Below are 20387 nucleotides of genomic sequence, written 5' to 3'. Positions count from 1 at the left end.
GCCGTGGGAGGGGACCCGGCTCCGTCACATGCGACGGGCCGCCTGTTCCTGCCGGGCGGTCAGCGCTTCTCCGCAGCGCCCTCAGGCTTCGCCCCGGCCTTTCCGGCAGGCTTCTCGGCCGGCGGAGCCGCGGGGGCGACGGGCTTGGTCAGGAATCCCTCCCAGCCGCCCTTGGGTGCCTGTCCGACCGCCAGGCCGCGCAGCTTCTCGAGGACCTTCGGGTCCTGTGCATCCAGCCAGTCGACCAACTGACGGAACGACACGCAGTGCACGTCGCTCTTCACACAGACCGTCGCGATCGTCTCCTCGATGGCGCGCATGTACGTGCCACCGTTCCAGGACTCGAAGTGGTTGCCGATGATCAGGGGTGCGCGATTGCCCTCGTAGGCACGGTCGAAGGCCTGGATCAGGCCGTCGCGCATCTGGTTGCCCCAGTACTCGTGCTTCGCGGGATCGCCCTTCACGGTGCCGGACTGGTTGACCATGAAGTTGTAGTCCATGGCCAGCGTCTCGAAGGCACGGCCGGGTACCGGGACCATCTGCAGGGACAGGTCCCACAGGCCGAGATCCTTCCCCGGCCAGACCTGGTTGTTGACGCCGCTGGTGTCGTAGCGGAAGCCGAGTTCGCTCGCGGCGCGCCTGAAGTTCTCGCGGCCCTCCAGGCACGGGGTGCGGGCGCCGATGAGTTCCTTGTCGTAGTCGAAGGGAAGGGGCTCCATGGAGCTGAGACCCGCGTTCGTCTTCCAGTTCTTGACGAAGGACTTGGCCTGGCTGATCTCGCTCTTCCAGTCGCTGACGGACCAGTCGCCCACCCCGCCGTCCTTGCCGCAGAAGTGGCCGTTGAAGTGCGTTCCCACCTCGTTGCCGTCGAGCCACGCGGCGCGCAGTTCGCGGACGGTGTTCCTGATCCCCTCGGTGTCGTTGAAGCCGATGTCGGAACGGCCGGCGGCGTGCTGCGGCGGGTTGTACATCTTCCGCTTCTCCTCAGGAAGGAGATAGACGCCGCTGAGGAAGTACGTCATCGTCGCGTCGTACTTCTTGCCGACTTCACGGAAGTGCGAGAAGAGCTTCTGGCTGTCCTCCCCCGCGCCGTCCCAGGAGAACACCACAAACTGCGGAGGCTTCTGCCCCGGCTTCAGCCGTTTCGGCTCGAGCAGCCCGGGCTGGGCGCCGGTGAAGGCGGTGGAGCCGTCACCGATGAGGCGCACCGCGCTCTTGGGGGCCGCGACCCCTTCCTTCCCCCCGGCGGCGCCTTCCTTGGCCCCGGGGCCGCCCGACACCTCTGAGCTGCCAGGACCTGAACACCCTGCGAGTCCTGCGATCAGCGCCGCGGCGACTGCGCCGACGGTGACACCCCTCTTCGTAGCGGCCAACATCCGCCCACCTCATTCCTATGCCAATACGACTGTCTGACGGCGGTGCATACGGAGCCGTCAAACTCGCATCGGGAGGACCGGAAAGGCCGGGCGACGGGCCGTGATGAAATGACTAATCACTGAATGGGGTGAAACATTGCCCTATTTGCCCGGAAAATAATGCCCGAGTCTTTACTCTGCATTACGATCCATTTACCGAAAGTTTGAGTATCCCGCCGCTGCAATGCCGTGACCCACGGCCGCGACCCCACATTCCGCGACCGCGCTGCCCCGGAGGAGACGGGAACAATGTCCTGCGCCCCCATTCGCACCGACGATCCTTCTCACCAGCCCGAAGAACCTTCGAAGAACGAGCCGGTCCGCACGGGCCCGCAGTCCCCCGCATCCCGCTTCCAGCGTCCGCACGCCCCGCCGTCCGGCCCGGGCCGTCACTTCCGTATTCAGGGCGCCGACCTCTCCGCGTCCGTCTCCGTCTTCCTGATCGCGCTGCCGCTTTCCCTCGGGATCGCACTCGCCACAGGCGCCCCGCTCCAGGCCGGTCTCGTCGCCGCCGCCGTCGGCGGCATCGTCGCCGGCCGACTGGGCGGGTCGACGCTGCAGGTCAGCGGTCCCGCCGCCGGGCTGACCGTGGTGACCGCCGAACTGATCCAGAGGTACGGCTGGCGCACCACCTGCGCCATCACCGTCCTCGCCGGACTGTGTCAACTCGCCCTGGCCGCTGTGCGCGTGGCCCGCTCCGCTCTGGCCGTGAGTCCGGCGATCGTGCACGGCATGCTGGCGGGCATCGGCGTCACGATCGCCCTCGCACAACTACACATCGTCCTCGGCGGCACCCCGCAGAGCTCGGCAATGAGCAATGTGCGGGGTCTGCCGGCCCAGTTGGCCGCCCTCCACCCGGCCGCCCTGTCCGTCAGCGTCCTGACGGTCGCCGTACTGCTGATCTGGCCGCGCATCCCCGGTCGCACGGGCACTGTTGTCCGGAAGGTCCCGGCAGCGCTGGCGGCGGTGGCCGCAGCCACAGCACTCGCCACGTTCGCCGGGCTGCATCAGGCACGGGTCGACCTTCCCTCATGGCGTTCGCACGCACTGCCCGAGCTTCCCGAGGGGCCGGCGCTCGGCCTGCTCGCCGCCGTCCTCACCATCACATTGGTCGCCAGCGTGGAGTCGCTGCTGTCGGCGGTGGCCATCGACAAGCTCGCCGCCGCTCGCAAGAAGCCGCCGGTACGCATCCCCCGCGCCGATCTCGACCGTGAACTGGCGGGGCAGGGAGCGGCGAACGTCGTGTCGGGAGCACTCGGCGGGCTTCCGATCACCGGCGTCGCCGTGCGCAGTTCGGCCAACGTGGCCGCCGGTGCGGTCAGCCGTGCCTCCACCATGCTGCACGGCCTCTGGATCGTGGTCGCGGCCCTGCTGCTGGTTCCCGTCCTCGACCTGATTCCGCTGGCCGCACTGGCCGCGCTGGTCATGGTGGTGGGCGTGCAGATGGTCAACATCACGCATCTGCGGAGCGTGATGAGGAACCGCGAGATTCTCGTCTACGCCGCCACCCTGAGCGCGGTCGTGCTCACAGGCGTGCTGGAAGGCGTGGTCATCGGCGTGGCCGTGGCCGTGGCGGTCGCCCTGCACCGGCTCACTCGGACGCGGATCACAGTGACGGAGCTGGACGGTGTCCACCGGGTGCGTGCACAGGGCCAGCTGACCTTCCTCGCCGTGCCCCGACTCAGCCGGGTGCTGGCCCAGGTTCCCCACGCGGCCGACTGCGTGATCGAGTTGGACGGCTCGTTCATGGACCATGCGGCGTACGAGGCGCTGCACGACTGGCAGACCTCGCACACCGCCCATGGCGGGACGGTGGAGGTGACCGGGCGGGCCGGAGGCCGGATCAGCGAGCCCGCCGACGAGACCCATGGTTGCTGCCGCCCTTGGACCCCGTGGCGCAACCACCACTGCGGTGAGCGGCCCCGGGAGACCCGAGCGCACCATCTGGCCAGCGGCCTCAGCTCGTTCCAGCGCAACACCGCTCCCCTGGTGCGCGACGAGCTGGCTCGACTGGCGCGCGAGGGCCAGCGGCCCTCGCAGCTCTTCATCACCTGCGCCGACTCCAGGCTGGTCACCAGCATGATCACGGCGAGTGGCCCCGGGGATCTGTTCACCGTGCGCAATGTGGGCAACCTCGTACCGCTGCCCGGCGAGGAGGCCGCGGACGACTCCGTCGCGGCCGCGATCGAGTACGCCGTCGACATCCTCGAGGTGGACTCCATCACCGTATGCGGGCACTCGGGCTGCGGAGCGATGCAGGCCATGCTGAACAGCCCGCCCGACGGCACCGCCACACCGCTCGCCCGCTGGCTGCGGCACGGCCGTCCCAGCCTGCAACGGATGAAAAGCCGGCACCGGGCCTGGGCAAGGATTTCGGGCCGGCTGCCCACGGACGCGGTGGAACAGCTGTGCCTGACCAACGTGCTCCAGCAACTGGAACACCTGCGGGCCCATGAATCCGTGGCACGCCGACTGGCCGAGGGTTCACTCCGGCTGCACGGGATGTACTTCCACGTGGGCGAGGCCCAGGCGTATCTCCTCACGAGCACATCGGAGGACGAGATCGACGAGGTCTTCGACAGAGTGGACCCCGCCCCTTCGGCCATGGGCAACGCCCACGCCTGAGCCATCTGGCCGAGCGGGCCGACGCGGCACGTCCGGGCGCCGTGAATGAACCGCCGACGCGCCGCGTCCGTGAGAACGTGTGGCCCCTCGTTCCCACCGCCCGGGGACGAGGGGCGCCCACAGGTCTAAACCAATATCCGGTAGGCCCTTGTCACCTGGGCCCTTCGGCTGATGAGCTATGGCCTGGGACACATACGCACAGAAGACGCCCTGGGAAAGGGAGATGTCGTGAGCAACGAGAGCCTGGCCAACCTTCTGAAGGAAGAGCGGCGCTTCGCACCGCCGGCCGAGCTGGCAGCGAACGCCAACGTGACGGCGGAGGCGTACGAGCGGGCCGCGGCGGACAGGCTTGGCTTCTGGGCCGAGCAGGCGCGCAGGCTCAGCTGGGCCACCGAACCGACGGAGACCCTCGACTGGTCGAACCCTCCCTTCGCGAAGTGGTTCGCCGACGGCAAGCTGAACGTCGCGTACAACTGTGTCGACCGGCATGTCGAGGCGGGCCACGGCGACCGTGTCGCCATCCACTTCGAGGGCGAGCCCGGCGACGGCCGGGCCATCACCTACGCCCAGCTCAAGGACGAGGTCTCCCAGGCCGCCAACGCTCTGCTCGAGCTCGGTGTCCGCACGGGCGACCGGGTCGCCATCTACCTGCCGATGATCCCCGAGGCCGCCGTGGCGATGCTGGCCTGTGCGCGTATCGGCGCCGCGCACTCGGTGGTTTTCGGCGGCTTCTCCGCGGACGCCGTCGCCTCCCGTATCCAGGACGCCGACGCCAAACTCGTCATCACCTCCGACGGCGGTTACCGCCGCGGCAAGCCAAGCGCCCTCAAGCCCGCGATCGACGAGGCCGTCGCCCGGTGCCCGCAAGTCGAGCACGTGCTCGTCGTGCAGCGCACGGGCCAGGAGACCGCCTTCACCGAGGGCCGCGACGTGTGGTGGCACGACATCGTCGGCCGCCAGTCCACCGAACACACCCCCGAGGCCTTCGACGCCGAGCACCCGCTCTTCATCCTGTACACCTCGGGCACCACAGGTAAGCCGAAGGGCATCCTGCACACCTCCGGCGGCTACCTCACCCAGACCGCTTACACCCACCACGCCGTCTTCGACCTCAAGCCCGAGTCGGACGTCTACTGGTGCACCGCCGACATCGGCTGGGTGACCGGACACTCGTACATCGTCTACGGCCCGCTGGCCAACGGCGCGACGCAGGTCATGTACGAGGGCACGCCCGACACCCCCCACCAGGGGCGGTTCTGGGAGATCGTCCAGAAGTACGGCGTCACGATCCTCTACACCGCGCCGACCGCGATCCGCACCTTCATGAAGTGGGGCGACGACATCCCCGCCAAGTTCGACCTGAGCAGCCTGAGGGTTCTCGGGTCGGTCGGTGAGCCGATCAACCCCGAGGCTTGGATCTGGTACCGGGAGCACATCGGCGCCGGCAGGACCCCGGTCGTCGACACCTGGTGGCAGACCGAGACCGGCGCCATGATGATCTCGCCGCTGCCCGGCGTCACCTCCGCCAAGCCCGGCTCGGCCCAGCGCGCCCTCCCCGGCATCTCGGCCACCGTCGTCGACGACGAGGCCAACGAGGTTCCCGACGGGGGCGGCGGTTACCTCGTCCTCACCGAGCCGTGGCCGTCGATGCTCCGCACCATCTGGGGCGACGACCAGCGCTTCCTCGACACCTACTGGTCCCGCTTCGAAGGCAAGTACTTCGCGGGTGACGGCGCCAAGAAGGACGACGACGGCGACATCTGGCTGCTCGGCCGGGTCGACGACGTCATGCTCGTCTCGGGCCACAACATCTCGACCACCGAGGTCGAGTCCGCGCTGGTCTCGCACCCGAAGGTCGCCGAGGCGGCCGTCGTGGGCGCCGCCGACGAGACAACCGGACAGGCCATCGTCGCCTTCGTCATCCTGCGCGGAACGGCCAGCGAGGACGACAACCTGGTGAACGACCTGCGCAACCACGTCGGCACCACCCTCGGCCCCATCGCCAAGCCCAAGCGGATCCTCCCGGTCGCGGAGCTTCCCAAGACCCGCTCCGGCAAGATCATGCGCCGCCTGCTCCGCGACGTCGCAGAGAACCGCCAACTCGGTGACGTCACCACCCTCACCGACTCGTCCGTGATGGACCTCATCCAGACGAAGCTGCCCAGCGCGCCCAGCGAGGACTGAGCGGCAGCGGCTCCGAGTGCTCATGCCCCTGGTGCGCCGCACCGGGGGCATGAGCACTCCCAGCCGGACCGTCTCGCGCCGACGCAGGTAGAGTAAGGAACGCGTCAGTGACGTGAGTGAGATCCAAGGTGCGCCGGGAAGTCTGGTCGGCAAGTGTTCCGTCCTGCCGTCAGACCGGAAAGGCCCCGTCACGTGGCTGCGCCCAACTCCACCCGCAAGGTCCTCGGACGCCTCTCCCTGCCCGAGCGGAACTACATCGGTGACGCCCTGCGCACCGAGACCGTCGGTGGTGTGCTTCTGCTGGTTGCGGCGGTCGCCGCGCTGGTCTGGGTGAACAGTCCGCTGAGCGACAGCTACACGGCGGTGCGCGACTTCCACGTCGGTCCGGCCTCACTCGGTCTCGATCTTTCGATCGGACACTGGGCCGCCGACGGCCTGCTCGCGATCTTCTTCTTCGTCGCCGGTCTGGAGCTCAAGCGCGAGCTGGTCGCCGGTGAACTGCGCGACCCCAAGGCTGCCGCACTGCCCGTCATCGCCGCGCTCTGCGGTATGGCGATGCCGGCTCTGGTCTACCTCGTGGTCAACGTGCTCGGCGGGGGCTCCACCGCCGGATGGGCCGTCCCGACCGCGACCGACATCGCGTTCGCGCTGGCCGTGCTGGCTGTGCTCGGCACCTCGCTGCCGTCGGCGCTCCGTGCCTTCCTGCTCACCCTCGCGGTTGTCGACGACCTCTTCGCGATCCTGATCATCGCGGTGTTCTTCACGAGCGACCTGAACTTCCTGGCCCTCGGCGGAGCCATCGTCGGGCTCGCGGTGTTCTGGCTGCTGCTGCGCAAGGAGGTGCACGGCTGGTACGTCTACCTGCCCCTCGCGCTCGTCATCTGGGGGCTGATGTACAACAGCGGCGTCCACGCCACCATCGCCGGTGTCGCGATGGGCCTGATGCTGCGCTGTTCCCGCCGTGAAGGCGAGGAGCAGTCCCCGGGCGAGCACATCGAGCACAGCATCCGCCCCATCTCCGCAGGCTTCGCGGTGCCGCTGTTCGCCCTGTTCTCGGCCGGTGTGGCCGTCAACAGTGACGCCCTCACAGACGTCTTCACCCAGCCCGAGACCCTCGGTGTCGTCCTGGGCCTGGTGGTCGGCAAAGCACTCGGCATCTTCGGCGGCACCTGGCTGGCCGCCCGCTTCACCAAGGCCGAACTCAACGAGGACCTGGCCTGGCCGGATGTCATGGCACTCGCCACGTTGGCGGGTATCGGCTTCACCGTCTCCCTGCTCATCGGCGAACTCGCTTTCACCGGTGACGCGAAACTGACGGACGAGGTCAAGGCCTCGGTCCTGATGGGCTCGCTGATCGCCGCGCTCCTCGCCGGGCTGCTGCTCAGACTGCGGGTGCGCACCTACCAGGCGCTGTCGGCCGAGGAGGAGCGCGACGAAGACATGTCCGGGGTCCCGGACGTCTACGAGCAGGACGACCCGGCATACCACCTGAGGATGGCCGCGATCTACGAGAAGAAGGCCGCAGAGCACCGCAGAAGGGCGGAAGAGGCCAGGGTGTCGAGCGACAGTGGCGACAGTCCGGCATGATCTGACACGGACCGTAGGAAACACCGGACCCGTGGAAGATGGAGAGGGAGTCAGCGATGAGCGATCCCGGCAACACCACAGCGAACGCTGTCGGCGCCGACCGCAGTCTCGGTCAGCTGGTCGCCTCGGCGACCGCCGAGATGTCCGCGCTGGTACATGACGAGATCGCGCTGGCCAAGGCCCAGTTGCGGCAGGACGTGAAGAAGGCCGGGATCGGTGGGGTGGCACTCGGCGCGGCCGGTGTCGTGCTGCTCTTCTCACTGCCCATGGTGAGTTTCGCCATCGCCTACGGCTTCGAGGCCTGGACGGGCTGGAATCTGGCGTGGTGCTTCCTGCTGTCGTTCGCGGTGAACGTCGTCCTCGCCGTCCTGCTCGGCCTGATCGGCATGGTCTTCCTCAAGAAGGCGAAGAAGGGCAAGGGGCCGCAGAAGGCGGTCGCGTCGGCCAAGGAGACGGCCGCCGTGCTGAGCAACGCCAAGCCTCACCCGCGCGGCGTGGAACTGACCAAGCATTCCGGCAGCACCGTGTCGGACCGGGTCTCGGACAGGGCCTCGGACAGGGTTTCGGCTTGACCCCGGCCGCAAGGGTCGCGAACACCACCGTCCCGGTTGTGGCACGCTCATCAGCATGACGGTCCCTGATTCCGGCTCCGGCAGCCTCGGCGCACTCGGTAGCCCCGTACGCATCGACGGTCCCTGGACCCACCGCGACGTGGCAGCCAATGGTGCCCGCTTCCATATCGCCGAGATGGGGGACGGGCCGCTGGTGATGCTGCTGCACGGCTTCCCGCAGTTCTGGTGGACGTGGCGCCATCAGCTGACTGCGCTGGCCGACGCTGGCTTCCGGGCCGTGGCGATGGACCTGCGAGGTGTCGGCGGCAGCGACCGCACGCCGCGTGGTTACGACCCCGCCAATCTCGCGCTCGACATCACCGGCGTCGTTCGGTCACTGGGCGAGCCGGACGCTGCCCTGGTCGGACACGACCTGGGCGGTTATCTGGCGTGGACGGCGGCGGTGATGCGGCCGAAGCTGGTGCGCCGGCTCGCTGTCTCATCCATGCCGCACCCCCGGCGGTGGCGCTCGGCGATGCTGTCCGACTTCGCGCAGAGCCGCGCGGGCTCCTATGTGTGGGGCTTCCAGCGTCCGTGGATTCCCGAACGTCAACTGGTCGCCGGGGACGCGGCATTGGTCGGCGAGCTGATGGAGAGCTGGTCCGGGCCGCAGCCGCTCGACGAGGAGGCCGTCGAGGTCTACCGGCGCGCGATGCTGATCCCGTCCACGGCGCACTGTTCGATCGAGCCGTACCGGTGGATGGTGCGATCGCTGGCCCGACCGGACGGTATCCAGTTCAACCGCAGGATGAAGCGTCCGGTGCGGGTGCCGACTCTGCATCTGCACGGCTCACTCGATCCGGCGATGCGTACGCGCAGTGCGGCCGGTTCCGGGGAGTACGTCGAAGCGCCGTACCGGTGGCGGTTGTTCGACGGGCTCGGCCATTTCCCTCACGAGGAGGATCCGGTGGCCTTCTCCAACGAGCTGATCAACTGGCTCAAGGATCCGGAGCCCGACCGGTAGACCCGGCGAGAGTGGTCGTCGCACACCCGAAGAACGATTGTCCTACGAGCGGCCAAATGCCTGGCGCATAAGCCAATTGGCGGTCCCTGAGACGGTTACCGACCATGGGGCCCGGGCAGACGTCGGGGTATGGGCTGGACGCACGACTTCGGTGACGCAGCACGCAACCGCCGCTCGGCCAGTGGGCCGATCACCCACGAGACAGGTGGCCTCTCGAGCGAGGACCACGAGCATTCGGGGCAGGGGATGGGGATTCCGCGCATCCTGAGGCGCCGCGCGCGCTGGATGTCCGCGCGCCTGCGCCACCATCCTCGGGACTGACCCCGCCGACGGTCCGCGGCACCCGTCCGACGATCCGCCGCAGCACCGCCTACAGCGCGCAGCCCTGGCTGTCGACCTGCTGGTTGGCGTTGCGGCCCAGTTCGATGTCCTCGCGGATCTCGTCCGCCGTCAGGGCGTAGCCGGTGTCGGCGTCGTCGAGGGACCTGGCGAAGATGACCCCGTAGACCTTGCCGTCCGTCGTGAGGAGCGGGCCGCCGGAGTTGCCCTGCCGCACGGTCGCGAACAGCGAGTACACGTCGCGGCGGACGGTGCCCCGGTGGTAGATGTCGGGGCCGTTGGCATTGATGCGGCCGCGGACGCGGGCGGAGCGTACGTCGTACGAACCGTTCTCCGGGAAACCGGCCACGATGGCGCTGTCGCCGCTTTCGGCATCGCCCTCCTCGAAGTCGGTGAACTCGAGGGGGCGCGCCTTCAGGTCGGGGACGTCCAGGACCGCGATGTCGCGCTCCCAGTCGTAGAGGACGACCTTGGCGTCGTAGAGCCGGCCCTCTCCGCCTATCTGGACGGTCGGTTCGTCGACGCCACCGACGACGTGGGCGTTGGTCATCACGCGGCGCTGGTCGAAGACGAAGCCGGTGCCCTCAAGAACCTTGCCGCAGCTCGGGGCCGTACCCACGACCTTCACGATGGACTGCTTGGCGCGTGCGGCGACGGGGCTCCCGACGAGTGCCGGGTCGGGTGCCTTCACCTCGGTGATGGGCTCGTTGGCGAACGGACTGAAGACCTGCGGGAAGCCGTTCTGGGCGAGTACGGAGGTGAAATCCGTGAACCAGGTGTTGGCCTGATCGGGCATCACACGCGAGACGCCGAGCAGCACCTTCGAATTACGGACCTCCTTGCCCAGGGTGGGCAAGGAGGTGCCGGCGAGCGCGGAGCCGATCAGCCAGGCGACCAGGAGCATCGCCACCACGTTGACCAGGGCGCCACCGGTCGCGTCCAGGGCGCGGGCGGGTGACCAGGTGATGAAGCGGCGCAGCTTGTTGCCGAGGTGGGTGGTGAACGCCTGGCCTACAGAGGCGCAGACGATCACGATCACGACGGCGACTATCGCGGCGGTGGTGGACACCACGGCGTCATCGGTCAGCGCGTTCCAGATCACCGGAAGCAGTGAGACCGCGACGAGTCCGCCGCCGAGGAAGCCGATCACCGAGAGGATGCCGACGACGAAGCCCTGGCGATAGCCGACGATCGCGAACCACACGGCGGCGACCAGCAACAGGATGTCCAGCACGTTCACCGTCATTTGCCTCGCAGTGTCGTCGCCGGGTGCTCTGTCCGGCTGGGGTGGGGCAACGGCATGATGCCGCTCTTCGATGTCACGCCCCCGCCGGGAGCGCATCAAGGGGTCAGCCTGTCATGCGCGCCAGTCCAGCGGGACCTGCTTGGCGCGGTCCCATGGTCGCTCCCATCCCGCGAAGTGCAGGATCCGGTCGATGACCCCGGCCGTGAAGCCCCAGACCAGAGCCCCTTCGACCGTGAACGCGGGGCCGGCATGGCCCCTCGGGTGCACGGCCGTCGCGCGGTTGGCCGGGTCGGTGAGATCTTCCACAGGCACGGTGAACACCCGCGCGGTCTCGGCGGGATCGACCGCCCCGACCGGACTGGGGGTGCGCCACCAACCCAGTACGGGTGTGACGACGAAACTGCTCACCGGGATGTAGAGCTTGGGCAGCACGCCGAAGGTCTGGACCCCGGACGGGTCGAGGCCGGTCTCCTCCTCGGCCTCACGCAGCGCGGCCCGCAGGGGGCCGGTGGTCGCCGGGTCGCCGTCCTCCGGGTCGAGCGCCCCGCCGGGGAAGGAGGGCTGCCCGGCGTGTGACCGGAGAGTGCCGGCGCGCTCCATCAGTAGGAGCTCGGGCCCTCTGGCGCCCTCGCCGAAGAGGACGAGGACGGCGGACTGACGGCCGTGGCCGCTCTCGGGCGGAAGGAAACGGCTGAGCTGGTGGGGTTCCACCGTGTCGGCGGCCCGCACCACCGGGTCGAGCCATTCGGGCAGGCCTTCGGTGGTGACGACCACGTCACCATCGACGATCACCTTGCCGTCGCCCTGCTGCTCGAACCGCTGGTACGTCTCTTCTCCTGCGCGTGTCATCGGCACCCCCTCACGCTCAACGTCGCGGGGTACCTCGATCGTTCCGTCCGTGGCTTCACCCGATCGGGCCCAGCGCCGGTGCCGGGTCGCCCGGGTAGTCCGGGGGCGGCTTGAGTCGCTGGCCGGGCTGTCCGCCCTTCTCGTACTTCAGGAGCTTCCTGGCCTTCTCCGGATCGGTCTCGCCCTCCCCGTACGCGGGGCAGAGGTGGGTGATCGGGCAGGCGCCGCAGGCCGGCTTGCGCGAATGGCAGATCCGGCGGCCATGGAAGATCACCCTGTGCGAGAGCATCGTCCACTCGCTCTTGGGGAAGATCGTGGCGATCTCGGCCTCGATCTTCACCGGGTCGTCCTGGTCGGTCCATTTCCAGCGCCGGGCCAGTCGCATGAAGTGCGTGTCCACGGTGATGCCGGGCACGCCGAAGGCGTTGCCCAGGACGACGAAGGCGGTCTTGCGACCCACGCCGGGCAGCGTCACCAGGTCCTTCAGCCGGCCGGGAACCTCGCCGCCGAAGTCGTCGCGGATCGCGGCGGACAGACCCATGATCGACTTGGTCTTGGCGCGGAAGAAGCCCGTCGGGCGGATGAGCTCCTCGACCTGCTCGGGCTCCGCCGCGGCCAGGTCCTCCGGTGTGGGGTACTTGGCGAAGAGCGCGGGGGTCGTCTGGTTGACCCTGAGGTCGGTGGTCTGCGCGGAGAGGACCGTCGCGATCAGCAGCTGGAAGGCGTTCTCGAAGTCGAGCTCCGGATGGGCGTACGGATACACGTCGGCGAGCTCGCGATTGATACGGCGGGCGCGCCGGACCATGGCCAGCCTTGATTCCGGTTTGGGCGTTTTGCCCTTTTTGACCGTCGTGGGCGATGCCTGTTCGCCCACAGCGGAATTCTCCTTACCGGACACGCTCCCAGCCCCCTCGGCCTGTGCTCTCACCGGCGAATTGGACACCCGGCCAGCCTAAAGGCCCCCACCGACATCCGCCCCGGTCCCCCGCAATCAGGACCCGATCGGGCCCCTGCCGTAGGGAGAGGCGCGTCAGTACGTCAAACTTGTTGTGACTGATCGCACGATTGTTTACCACCGGGGTCCGTTCCCCGGTGGTGCCTCACGGGGCACAGTGTCCCCGGGCCGGTACAGCACGGTCCGGCATCATGGGACCAACGTCCCCTGAGCAGGTCGACAAGGAGAGAACTCGTGGACGACGTTCTGCGGCGCGCCCCGCTCTTCGCGGCGCTCGATGACGAGCAGGCCGCGGAGCTCCGCGCCTCGATGAGTGAAGCGACGCTCGCCCGTGGCGACGCGCTCTTCCACGAGGGCGAACCGGGCGACCGCCTCTACGTGGTCACCGACGGCAAGGTCAAGCTCCACCGCACATCCCCCGACGGCCGGGAGAACATGCTCGCCGTCCTCGGCCCCGGCGAACTCATCGGAGAGCTGTCCCTCTTCGACCCGGGTCCGCGCACCGCCACCGCCACCGCACTGACCGAGGTCAAGCTCCTCGGACTCGGGCACGGCGACCTCCAGCCCTGGCTGAACGTCCGGCCCGAGGTGGCCACCGCACTGCTGCGCGCGGTCGCCCGCCGGCTCCGCAAGACCAACGACCAGATGTCCGACCTGGTCTTCTCCGACGTCCCGGGCCGTGTCGCCCGTGCGCTCCTCGACCTGTCGCGCCGGTTCGGTGTGCAGTCTGAGGAAGGCATCCACGTCGTCCACGACCTCACCCAGGAAGAGCTGGCCCAGCTGGTCGGTGCCTCCCGCGAGACCGTGAACAAGGCACTGGCCGACTTCGCACAGCGCGGCTGGCTGCGCCTGGAGGCCCGTGCGGTGATCCTGCTGGACGTGGAGCGACTGGCCAAGCGCTCCCGCTGACGGACGGCGTCCGCACCCGGTACGAACACTAAGGGGCCGCCCGCACCGAGCGGGCGGCCCCTTAGTACGTGCGTCACCTCTTGGTGCCGTCCACGATCAGCGGGTTCCCGGAGCCGCCTCCGCACGGAACGGCGTAGACGGGGTTCTTCTGCGCCGCCTCCTTGAACGCCTCGATGCACTGGTTGGCCAGGACCTTGTCACTGAGCGAGTCGTTCAGGATCTTGTTGGCCCTGGCGATGCCCTCGGCCTCGATCCGGCGGCGTTCCGACTCCGCCTTCGCCGTGCGCGCCGCCTCGGTAGCCCGCTCGGTGGCCTGCTGCTGCTGGATCTTGCGGTCGATCTGGTCCTGCAGCTGCTCGGACGGCCGCACGTTGCGCAGGTTCACGGTGGTCACGGCGATCCCGCGCGGCGCAAGGCGCTCCTTGATCAGGTCGGCGATCTCCGCGTTGATCTTCTCGCGCGCGGAGGTGTAGCCCTCCTCGCTCGTGTGACGGGCGAAGACGTTGCGGATGATCTCCCGGCTGTCGGGGAAGACCAGGCGCTGCTGGATCGCGTCCTCGCTGCCCGCGAGCCGGTACAGCTCGACCGCCTTGGCCGGGGTCACCGCCCACTTCACGGTCACCTCCGCGTACATCACACCGCCCTGCGAGGAGCGGACCTCGACGACCTCCTTGTCGGAGAGGTTGAGGTCCACGGGACGGGTCGAGAACGTCGTCACGTTGGTGAACGGCGACGTGATGTTCATGCCGGAGGTCATGGGCGAGCCGACCTTGCCGAAGGTCACGGGCACGCCGACCTCGTAGGCGCTGATGACGTGTACGCAGCTGGCAACGCCCGCGAAGAGACCGGCTGTGAGCGCTCCCAGCGCGCCGAGCCGCAGCCCCTTGTTGTCGCCGCCCCGGGCGACGAGGAACATCACCGCGGCGGCGATGACAAGGATGACGAACAGGACGAACACGGCTTCCCCCCGAGAACGGATGTCACAAAGCAAGCGGAGCGTAGAGCATCGCGCGCACCAGGACGCGGGGAGGGGGGCCGCCGGTTCCTCGGGCGCCCGGCGGCGGCGGGAGGTCCCTCAGACCGGCCCGATCAGGCCGTGTTCACGCAGGTACTCGAGCTGCGCGCGAACGGAGAGCTCGGCCGCCGGCCACAGGGACCTGTCCACGTCCGCGTAGACCTGGGCGACGACCTCGGACGCGGTGCTCCAGCCGTTCTCGACCGCGGTCTCCACCTGGGCGAGCCGGTTCGCTCGGTGCGCGAGGTAGAACTCGACGGCCCCCTGGGCGTCGTCCAGCACCGGGCCGTGTCCGGGGAGAACGGTGCGGATGCCGTCGTCGACGGTGAGCGAGCGCAGCCGCCGGAGCGAGTCCAGGTAGTCGCCGAGCCGGCCGTCGGGGTGCGCGACGACGGTCGTGCCGCGCCCCAGGACCGTGTCACCGGTCAGTACGGCGCGGTCCGCCGGGATGTGGAAGCTCAGCGAGTCCGCGGTATGGCCGGGCGTCGGGACGACCCTCATCTCCAGGCCACCCGTGGTGATCACGTCACCGGGCGCGAGCCCCTCGTCCCCGAGCCGCAGCGCCGGGTCGAGGGCTCGGACGTTCGTACGGGTCAGTTCCGCGAAACGCGCGGCTCCTTCCGCGTGGTCGGGATGGCCGTGCGTGAGCAGGGTGAGGCCGATGCGCTTGCCCGCTCGTTCCGCCGTGGCGACGACCGCCCGCAGGTGGCCTTCGTCGAGCGGTCCGGGGTCGATCACGACGGCGACGTCGGAGTCCGGCTCGGAGACGATCCAGGTGTTGGTTCCGTCCAGGGTCATGGCGGACGGGTTCGGGGCGAGGACGTTCACGGCACGGGCGGTCGCGGGCCCCGACAACACCCCGCCTCGGGGCCGGCCTGGCAGAGTGGCGGCATCGGTCATCGCGGGCCTCCGGAGGAGACGTGCTTGGTGAACTCCTCGTGACCCGGCCAGCTCAGGACGACCTCTCCGTTCTCCAGCCGGGCGGTGGCCAGCACGGGCGCGAGGTCCTGGCTCGCCGCCGCCTCCAGGGCCGCCGCGGGCGTCCCGTACGGCTGGATCGCCCTGAGGGTCGCGACGGTCGGGGGCATCATCAGCAGCTCACCCTTGTCGTAGCCGCCGGCGGCATCCGCGGGGCTGATCCAGACCGTGGTCTCCGCCTCCGTGGAGACGTTGCGGGTGCGCTGGCCCTCGGGCAGGGCGGCCACGAAGAACCAGGTGTCGTAGCGGCGCGGCTCGAACTCCGGCGTGATCCAACGCGCCCACGCGCCCAGCAGGTCGGACCGCAGCACGAGGCCCCGGCGGTCGAGGAAGTCCGCGAAGGACAGCCCTCTGTCGACCAGGGCCTGCCGGTCCGCCTCCCAGTCCTCGCCCGTGGTGTCACCGACGACCGTGTCGGGGGTACCGCCTGCCAGCAGCACACCGGCTTCCTCGAACGTCTCGCGCACCGCCGCACACACGATGGCCTGGGCGGACGCGGTGTCGTCCACTCCGAGACGCTCCGCCCAGACGTCCAGGGAGGGGCCGGCCCAGCGCACCGGGCGGTCGTCGCGCGGGTCCACGCCGCCGCCCGGGTACGCGTACGCGCCCCCGGCGAAGGCCATGGAGGTGCGTCGGCGCAGCATGTGGACAGCGGTGCCGGTCGCTGTGTCGCGCAGCAGCATCACGGTGGCCGCCCGCCTGGGGGCCACGGCGGTGAGCTCGCCGCTCGCGAGGGCGCGGATACGGTCGGGCCATTCCGGCGGGTACCACTGACCATTGGACATGGGCGGATGCTATGCGCTTCCGCGCCGATGTTCGAGAGTCTCCTTTCCGGAGACGGGCCCCCGGGCGCTCCGGTTCAAAACGCTCCGCCCGAGTACACGATGTCGATCCGCTGGATCCTGTCGCCGCCGTTCACCCCTTCGCTGTCGACGTGGTGAGGCAGAGGACGCCGCGGTGGTCGACCCCCTACGGTTCGCAGGCAGTCGTACGGCCGCCTGGAAACAGATCCTCTGCTCGACCAGGCAGCCGCCCACGTCGACGCGCATCGGGTGGACGCGGTTGCTCCTGGTCGTCGCCACGAGGACGCCCTCCTCGACGATCGAAGAACCGCTGGGAGGCCTGTGCGGTGGAGCAGGTCCTCATGGGTCGTGCCGCCCGGGACGGCGCCGCGGGTCCTGACGGTGACTCTCTGCGGGCTCCCCGGGGGCCCTGGCCTTCCCGTCGGCCGGCCGCCCCGAACGACTACGGCCCCGCACCACCGGAGAACCGGCGGCCACGGGGCCGTACGCAGGCTGTACCCGAACCTCGGGGTCAGTCCTGGACGAGCTCCACCTGGATCTCGACCTCGACAGGCGCGTCCAGCGGCAGCACGGCGACGCCCACCGCGCTGCGCGCGTGCACACCCTTGTCGCCGAGCACCTCGCCGAGCAGTTCGCTCGCGCCGTTGAGGACGGCGGGCTGGCCGGTGAAGTCGGAGGCTGACGCCACGAAGCCGACGACCTTCACCACGCGCGCGACGCGGTCCAGATCGCCGACGACCGACTTCACGGCCGCCAGGGCGTTCAGCGCACAGGTACGGGCGAGCTGCTTGGCCTCCTCGGGGGTGACCTCCGCCCCGACCTTGCCGGTGACGGGGAGCTTGCCGTCGACCATCGGCAACTGGCCGGCGGTGTAGACGTACGAACCCGAGATCACGGCCGGCTGGTAGGCGGCGATCGGCGGCACGACCTCCGGCAGCGTCAGTCCCAGCTCGGTGAGCTTGGCGTCGACGACGCCGCTCACGAGGACTTCTCGCGCTTCAGATATGCCACGAGCTGCTCGGGGTTGTTCGGGCCGGGCACGACCTGGACAAGCTCCCAGCCGTCCTCGCCCCAGGTGTCCAGAATCTGCTTGGTCGCGTGCACGAGAAGGGGCACGGTCGCGTATTCCCACTTGGTCATGGAGCCGACTGTAGCCGCACCCTCCGCATGCTTCGTGACGCAGCCCGCACCCAGCCTCGTGCGTAGGGCGGCACACGACTGGTTAGGCTCGAATGTGTGAGCAGGTTCCAGGTCGTCAGTGGCAAGGGCGGTACCGGTAAGACCACGGTGGCCGCCGCTCTCGCGCTCGCTCTCGCGACCGAGGGAAAGCGGACTCTTCTCGTCGAGGTCGAGGGCAGGCAGGGCATCGCCCAGCTGTTCGAGACCGAGACACTTCCGTACGAGGAGCGCAAAATCGCCGTCGCCTCCGGCGGTGGCGAGGTGTTCGCGCTGGCCATCGACGCCGAGCGCGCCCTCCTCGACTACCTCCAGATGTTCTACAAACTGGGCGGCGCCGGACGGGCCCTGAAGAAGATCGGCGCGATCGACTTCGCGACGACTGTCGCCCCCGGTGTCCGTGACGTGCTGCTGACCGGCAAGGCCTGTGAAGCCGTACGCCGCCGGGACAAACAGGGGCGGTACGTCTACGACCACGTCGTCATGGACGCCCCGCCCACCGGCCGCATCACCCGCTTCCTGAACGTCAACGACGAGGTGGCGGGCCTGGCGAGGATCGGCCCGATACACAATCAGGCGCAGGCGGTGATGCGGGTCCTCAAATCTCCGGAGACGGCGGTCCATCTGGTGACCCTGCTGGAGGAGATGCCGGTTCAGGAGACCGCCGACGGCGTCGCCGAGCTGCGCGCCGCCGACCTCCCGGTGGGCAACGTGATCGTGAACATGGTCCGCCCCCACCTTCTCGACGAGGACGCGGTGCGCGACGCGGCGAACGGCCGGCGCGGCGCCGTCACGAAGGCACTCACGGCAGCCGGCGTCTCCGGCGCCGCGGGGCTCGTCACACCGCTGCTGGAACAGGCGGCCGAGCACGCGCAGCGCGTGGAGCTGGAGCGTGAGCAGCGCAAGGCGCTGAACACCCTGGAGCTGGGGGCGTACGAACTTCCCGTGCTGAGCGAGGGAGTCGACCTGGCGGGGCTCTACCAACTGGCGAAGGAACTGCGCAAGCAAGGGGCGGGCTCATGACCCTGGACTCATCGGCCCGGCTCGAGATCGATCCGCTCATCGACGACCCGGCCACACGCATCATCGTGTGCTGCGGCGCAGGCGGCGTCGGCAAGACGACGACGGCGGCGGCGCTCGGTGTACGGGCGGCGGAGCGAGGCCGAAAGGTGGTGGTCCTCACCATCGACCCGGCCCGGCGGCTCGCGCAGTCCATGGGCATCGACTCCCTCGACAACACTCCGCGCCGGGTCAAGGGCATCGAGGACCGCCGCGAAGGGACGTCGCCGAACGATTCGAGCGACGACGACGGCGGGCGAGGGGCGGGTGAGCTGCACGCCATGATGCTCGACATGAAGCGGACCTTCGACGAGATCGTCGAGGCGCACGCGGACGCGGACCGGGCCCGTGCCATCCTGGAGAATCCCTTCTACCAGTCTCTTTCCGCCGGTTTCGCGGGCACGCAGGAGTACATGGCCATGGAGAAGCTGGGCCAGCTGCGGGCACGCGACGAATGGGACCTGATCGTCGTCGACACGCCGCCGTCGCGCTCGGCGCTGGACTTCCTGGACGCGCCGAAGCGGCTCGGGTCGTTCCTCGACGGCAAGTTCATCAAGCTGCTGATGGCTCCGGCGAAGATGGGCGGCCGGGCGGGGATGAAGTTCCTCAACGTCGGCATGTCGATGATGACGGGCACCCTGGGGAAGCTGCTCGGCGGCCAACTGCTGCGCGACGTGCAGACGTTCGTCGCCGCGATGGACACCATGTTCGGCGGGTTCCGCACACGGGCCGACGCGACCTACCGGCTGCTCCAGGCTCCCGGCACGGCGTTCGTGGTGGTCGCGGCGCCCGAGCGGGACGCGCTGCGTGAGGCGGCGTACTTCGTGGAGCGGCTGGGGGCGGAGGACATGCCGCTGGCAGGGCTGGTCCTCAACCGGGTGCACAGCAGCGGGGCGGCCCGGCTGTCCGCGGAGCGGGCGCTCGCCGCCGCGGAAAATCTTGATGAGGGCGGCATTGTGGATCAGGGGCCCGGGAAGACTCGTGTTCGTGACGCCGCGACCGTCTCTCCCGAATCGCCGTCCGCGGATCACGCCCCCGAAGCCTCGTCCGAAGCCCCGCCCAATGCCCCGGAAGCATCCGCAGAGCCGAAGAGCGACGAAGAGCGGACCACGCAGCAGATGACTGCGGGCCTGCTGCGTCTGCATACCGAACGGATGCAGGTGCTCTCGCGTGAACAGCGCACCCGTGACCGCTTCACCGCGCTCCACCCGGAAGTCGCGGTGGCCGAAGTGCCCGCCCTCCCCGGAGACGTGCACGACCTCGCCGGCCTGCGTGCCATCGGCGACCGCCTGGCGGCAGGCGGACCGGCCCGGGCCGACGTGGCGTAGGGCGCGGAGATCGGTCACAGCGGCGTTCGCGCCCTCCCACAGACGTATGGGCAGGCGGACGCCCATGGTCACGCAGGCGGCTCGTCCACCCGGCGCCGCGCGACGCTGACCCGCCCCGGTGTCGGGGACGCTGTCCCGCCATGCGCGCAGGCGACCGCCGACTGCCGACCGTCTTCGGCCGAGCGGCTGGCCACCGACCGGCTCCGGCCGACCGCGGTCGCCGACCGTCCTCGAGCGAGCATCTGCGCCCGTTCGTCCTCAGCCGAGCGCGCATTGACTGGACGACTCCGACTGAACGACTCCGACTGAACGCCTCCGACTGAACGCCTCTGACCGGACGTCTC

18 protein-coding genes are annotated in these 20387 nt (G+C 69.3%); 9 read left to right on the top strand and 9 right to left on the bottom strand.

Annotated elements, in window-relative coordinates; translation table 11 throughout:
* Nucleotides 1–59: 59 nt before the first annotated feature.
* Nucleotides 60–1376, bottom strand: a complete 1317-nt coding sequence (locus ACFYV1_RS17385) for a hypothetical protein (RefSeq protein WP_389396316.1) — start codon at nucleotides 1374–1376, stop codon at nucleotides 60–62.
* A 288-nt stretch (nucleotides 1377–1664) separates the two neighbouring features.
* On the opposite strand from ACFYV1_RS17385, the gene ACFYV1_RS17380 reads away from it, so the two are divergent.
* The 6 genes from ACFYV1_RS17380 (at nucleotide 1665) to ACFYV1_RS17355 (ending at nucleotide 9707) form a co-directional block, all read left to right on the top strand.
* The gene (locus tag ACFYV1_RS17380) at nucleotides 1665–4040 is read left to right on the top strand and encodes a SulP family inorganic anion transporter (RefSeq protein WP_389396315.1); all 2376 of its coding nucleotides are present in this window, start codon (nucleotides 1665–1667) and stop codon (nucleotides 4038–4040) included.
* 228 nt (nucleotides 4041–4268) lie between these two features.
* Nucleotides 4269–6224 carry an acetate--CoA ligase gene (acs, locus tag ACFYV1_RS17375; protein ID WP_389396314.1) on the top strand — a complete coding sequence of 652 codons (1956 nt, stop codon included), beginning with the start codon at nucleotides 4269–4271 and terminating at the stop codon, nucleotides 6222–6224.
* A 192-nt stretch (nucleotides 6225–6416) separates the two neighbouring features.
* Complete coding sequence (nhaA, locus tag ACFYV1_RS17370; RefSeq protein WP_389396313.1) at nucleotides 6417–7811, top strand: Na+/H+ antiporter NhaA; 1395 nt, start codon at nucleotides 6417–6419, stop codon at nucleotides 7809–7811.
* A 56-nt stretch (nucleotides 7812–7867) separates the two neighbouring features.
* Nucleotides 7868–8383, top strand: coding sequence for a phage holin family protein (locus ACFYV1_RS17365; RefSeq protein ID WP_389396312.1), 516 nt, complete (start codon nucleotides 7868–7870; stop codon nucleotides 8381–8383).
* Nucleotides 8384–8438: 55 nt separating this feature from the next.
* Nucleotides 8439–9386 carry an alpha/beta fold hydrolase gene (locus tag ACFYV1_RS17360; RefSeq protein WP_389396311.1) on the top strand — a complete coding sequence of 316 codons (948 nt, stop codon included), beginning with the start codon at nucleotides 8439–8441 and terminating at the stop codon, nucleotides 9384–9386.
* Nucleotides 9387–9515: 129 nt separating this feature from the next.
* Nucleotides 9516–9707, top strand: a complete 192-nt coding sequence (locus tag ACFYV1_RS17355; protein ID WP_389396310.1) for a hypothetical protein — start codon at nucleotides 9516–9518, stop codon at nucleotides 9705–9707.
* A gap of 49 nt (nucleotides 9708–9756) precedes the next feature.
* On the opposite strand, the gene ACFYV1_RS17350 is transcribed toward ACFYV1_RS17355, so the two are convergent.
* The 3 genes from ACFYV1_RS17350 to nth all read right to left on the bottom strand — a co-directional run bounded on the left by ACFYV1_RS17350 (nucleotide 9757) and on the right by nth (nucleotide 12718).
* Nucleotides 9757–10965 (bottom strand): MarP family serine protease, encoded by a 1209-nt coding sequence (locus ACFYV1_RS17350; RefSeq protein WP_389396453.1) that lies wholly within the window; start codon nucleotides 10963–10965, stop codon nucleotides 9757–9759.
* Between the two features lie 117 nt (nucleotides 10966–11082).
* On the bottom strand, nucleotides 11083–11820 hold the full coding sequence (locus tag ACFYV1_RS17345) for an NUDIX hydrolase (RefSeq protein ID WP_389396309.1): 738 nt from the start codon (nucleotides 11818–11820) through the stop codon (nucleotides 11083–11085).
* Nucleotides 11821–11875: 55 nt separating this feature from the next.
* Nucleotides 11876–12718: an endonuclease III gene (gene nth / locus ACFYV1_RS17340; RefSeq protein ID WP_389396308.1), complete on the bottom strand. Its 843-nt coding sequence runs from the start codon at nucleotides 12716–12718 to the stop codon at nucleotides 11876–11878.
* A 291-nt stretch (nucleotides 12719–13009) separates the two neighbouring features.
* Here nth and ACFYV1_RS17335 point away from each other — a divergent pair, with 291 nt between their 5' ends.
* The gene (locus ACFYV1_RS17335; protein WP_389396307.1) at nucleotides 13010–13684 is read left to right on the top strand and encodes a Crp/Fnr family transcriptional regulator; all 675 of its coding nucleotides are present in this window, start codon (nucleotides 13010–13012) and stop codon (nucleotides 13682–13684) included.
* A 73-nt stretch (nucleotides 13685–13757) separates the two neighbouring features.
* On the opposite strand, the gene ACFYV1_RS17330 is transcribed toward ACFYV1_RS17335, so the two are convergent.
* The 5 genes from ACFYV1_RS17330 to ACFYV1_RS17310 form a co-directional block, all read right to left on the bottom strand.
* The gene (locus ACFYV1_RS17330) at nucleotides 13758–14642 is read right to left on the bottom strand and encodes a prohibitin family protein (RefSeq protein ID WP_389396306.1); all 885 of its coding nucleotides are present in this window, start codon (nucleotides 14640–14642) and stop codon (nucleotides 13758–13760) included.
* Nucleotides 14643–14759: 117 nt separating this feature from the next.
* Entirely contained in the window at nucleotides 14760–15599 is an 840-nt protein-coding gene (locus ACFYV1_RS17325; protein WP_389396305.1) for an MBL fold metallo-hydrolase, read from the bottom strand.
* Nucleotides 15596–16462, bottom strand: coding sequence for an NUDIX hydrolase (locus ACFYV1_RS17320; protein WP_389396304.1), 867 nt, complete (start codon nucleotides 16460–16462; stop codon nucleotides 15596–15598). The genes ACFYV1_RS17325 and ACFYV1_RS17320 overlap by 4 nt, the downstream gene beginning before the upstream one ends.
* 529 nt (nucleotides 16463–16991) lie before the next feature.
* Entirely contained in the window at nucleotides 16992–17462 is a 471-nt protein-coding gene (locus ACFYV1_RS17315; protein ID WP_389396303.1) for a RidA family protein, read from the bottom strand.
* Nucleotides 17459–17620, bottom strand: a complete 162-nt coding sequence (locus ACFYV1_RS17310) for a DUF4177 domain-containing protein (protein ID WP_005314434.1) — start codon at nucleotides 17618–17620, stop codon at nucleotides 17459–17461. Before ACFYV1_RS17310 ends, ACFYV1_RS17315 begins: the two co-directional genes overlap by 4 nt.
* Nucleotides 17621–17716: 96 nt before the next feature.
* On the opposite strand from ACFYV1_RS17310, the gene ACFYV1_RS17305 reads away from it, so the two are divergent.
* Together ACFYV1_RS17305 and ACFYV1_RS17300 are read left to right on the top strand one after the other, a co-directional pair.
* Nucleotides 17717–18679: an ArsA family ATPase gene (locus ACFYV1_RS17305; protein ID WP_389396302.1), complete on the top strand. Its 963-nt coding sequence runs from the start codon at nucleotides 17717–17719 to the stop codon at nucleotides 18677–18679.
* A complete protein-coding gene (locus tag ACFYV1_RS17300) occupies nucleotides 18676–20043 on the top strand; it encodes an ArsA family ATPase (RefSeq protein ID WP_389396301.1) in 1368 nt (455 codons plus the stop codon). The genes ACFYV1_RS17305 and ACFYV1_RS17300 overlap by 4 nt, the downstream gene beginning before the upstream one ends.
* Nucleotides 20044–20387 lie beyond the last annotated feature (344 nt).

It is taken from the genome of Streptomyces sp. NPDC003023, assembly GCF_042888225.1.
Lineage (GTDB): Bacteria > Actinomycetota > Actinomycetes > Streptomycetales > Streptomycetaceae > Streptomyces.
The sequence above is the reverse complement of the archived record's forward strand: the minus strand, read 5'-3'. Positions and strand labels throughout refer to the sequence as shown.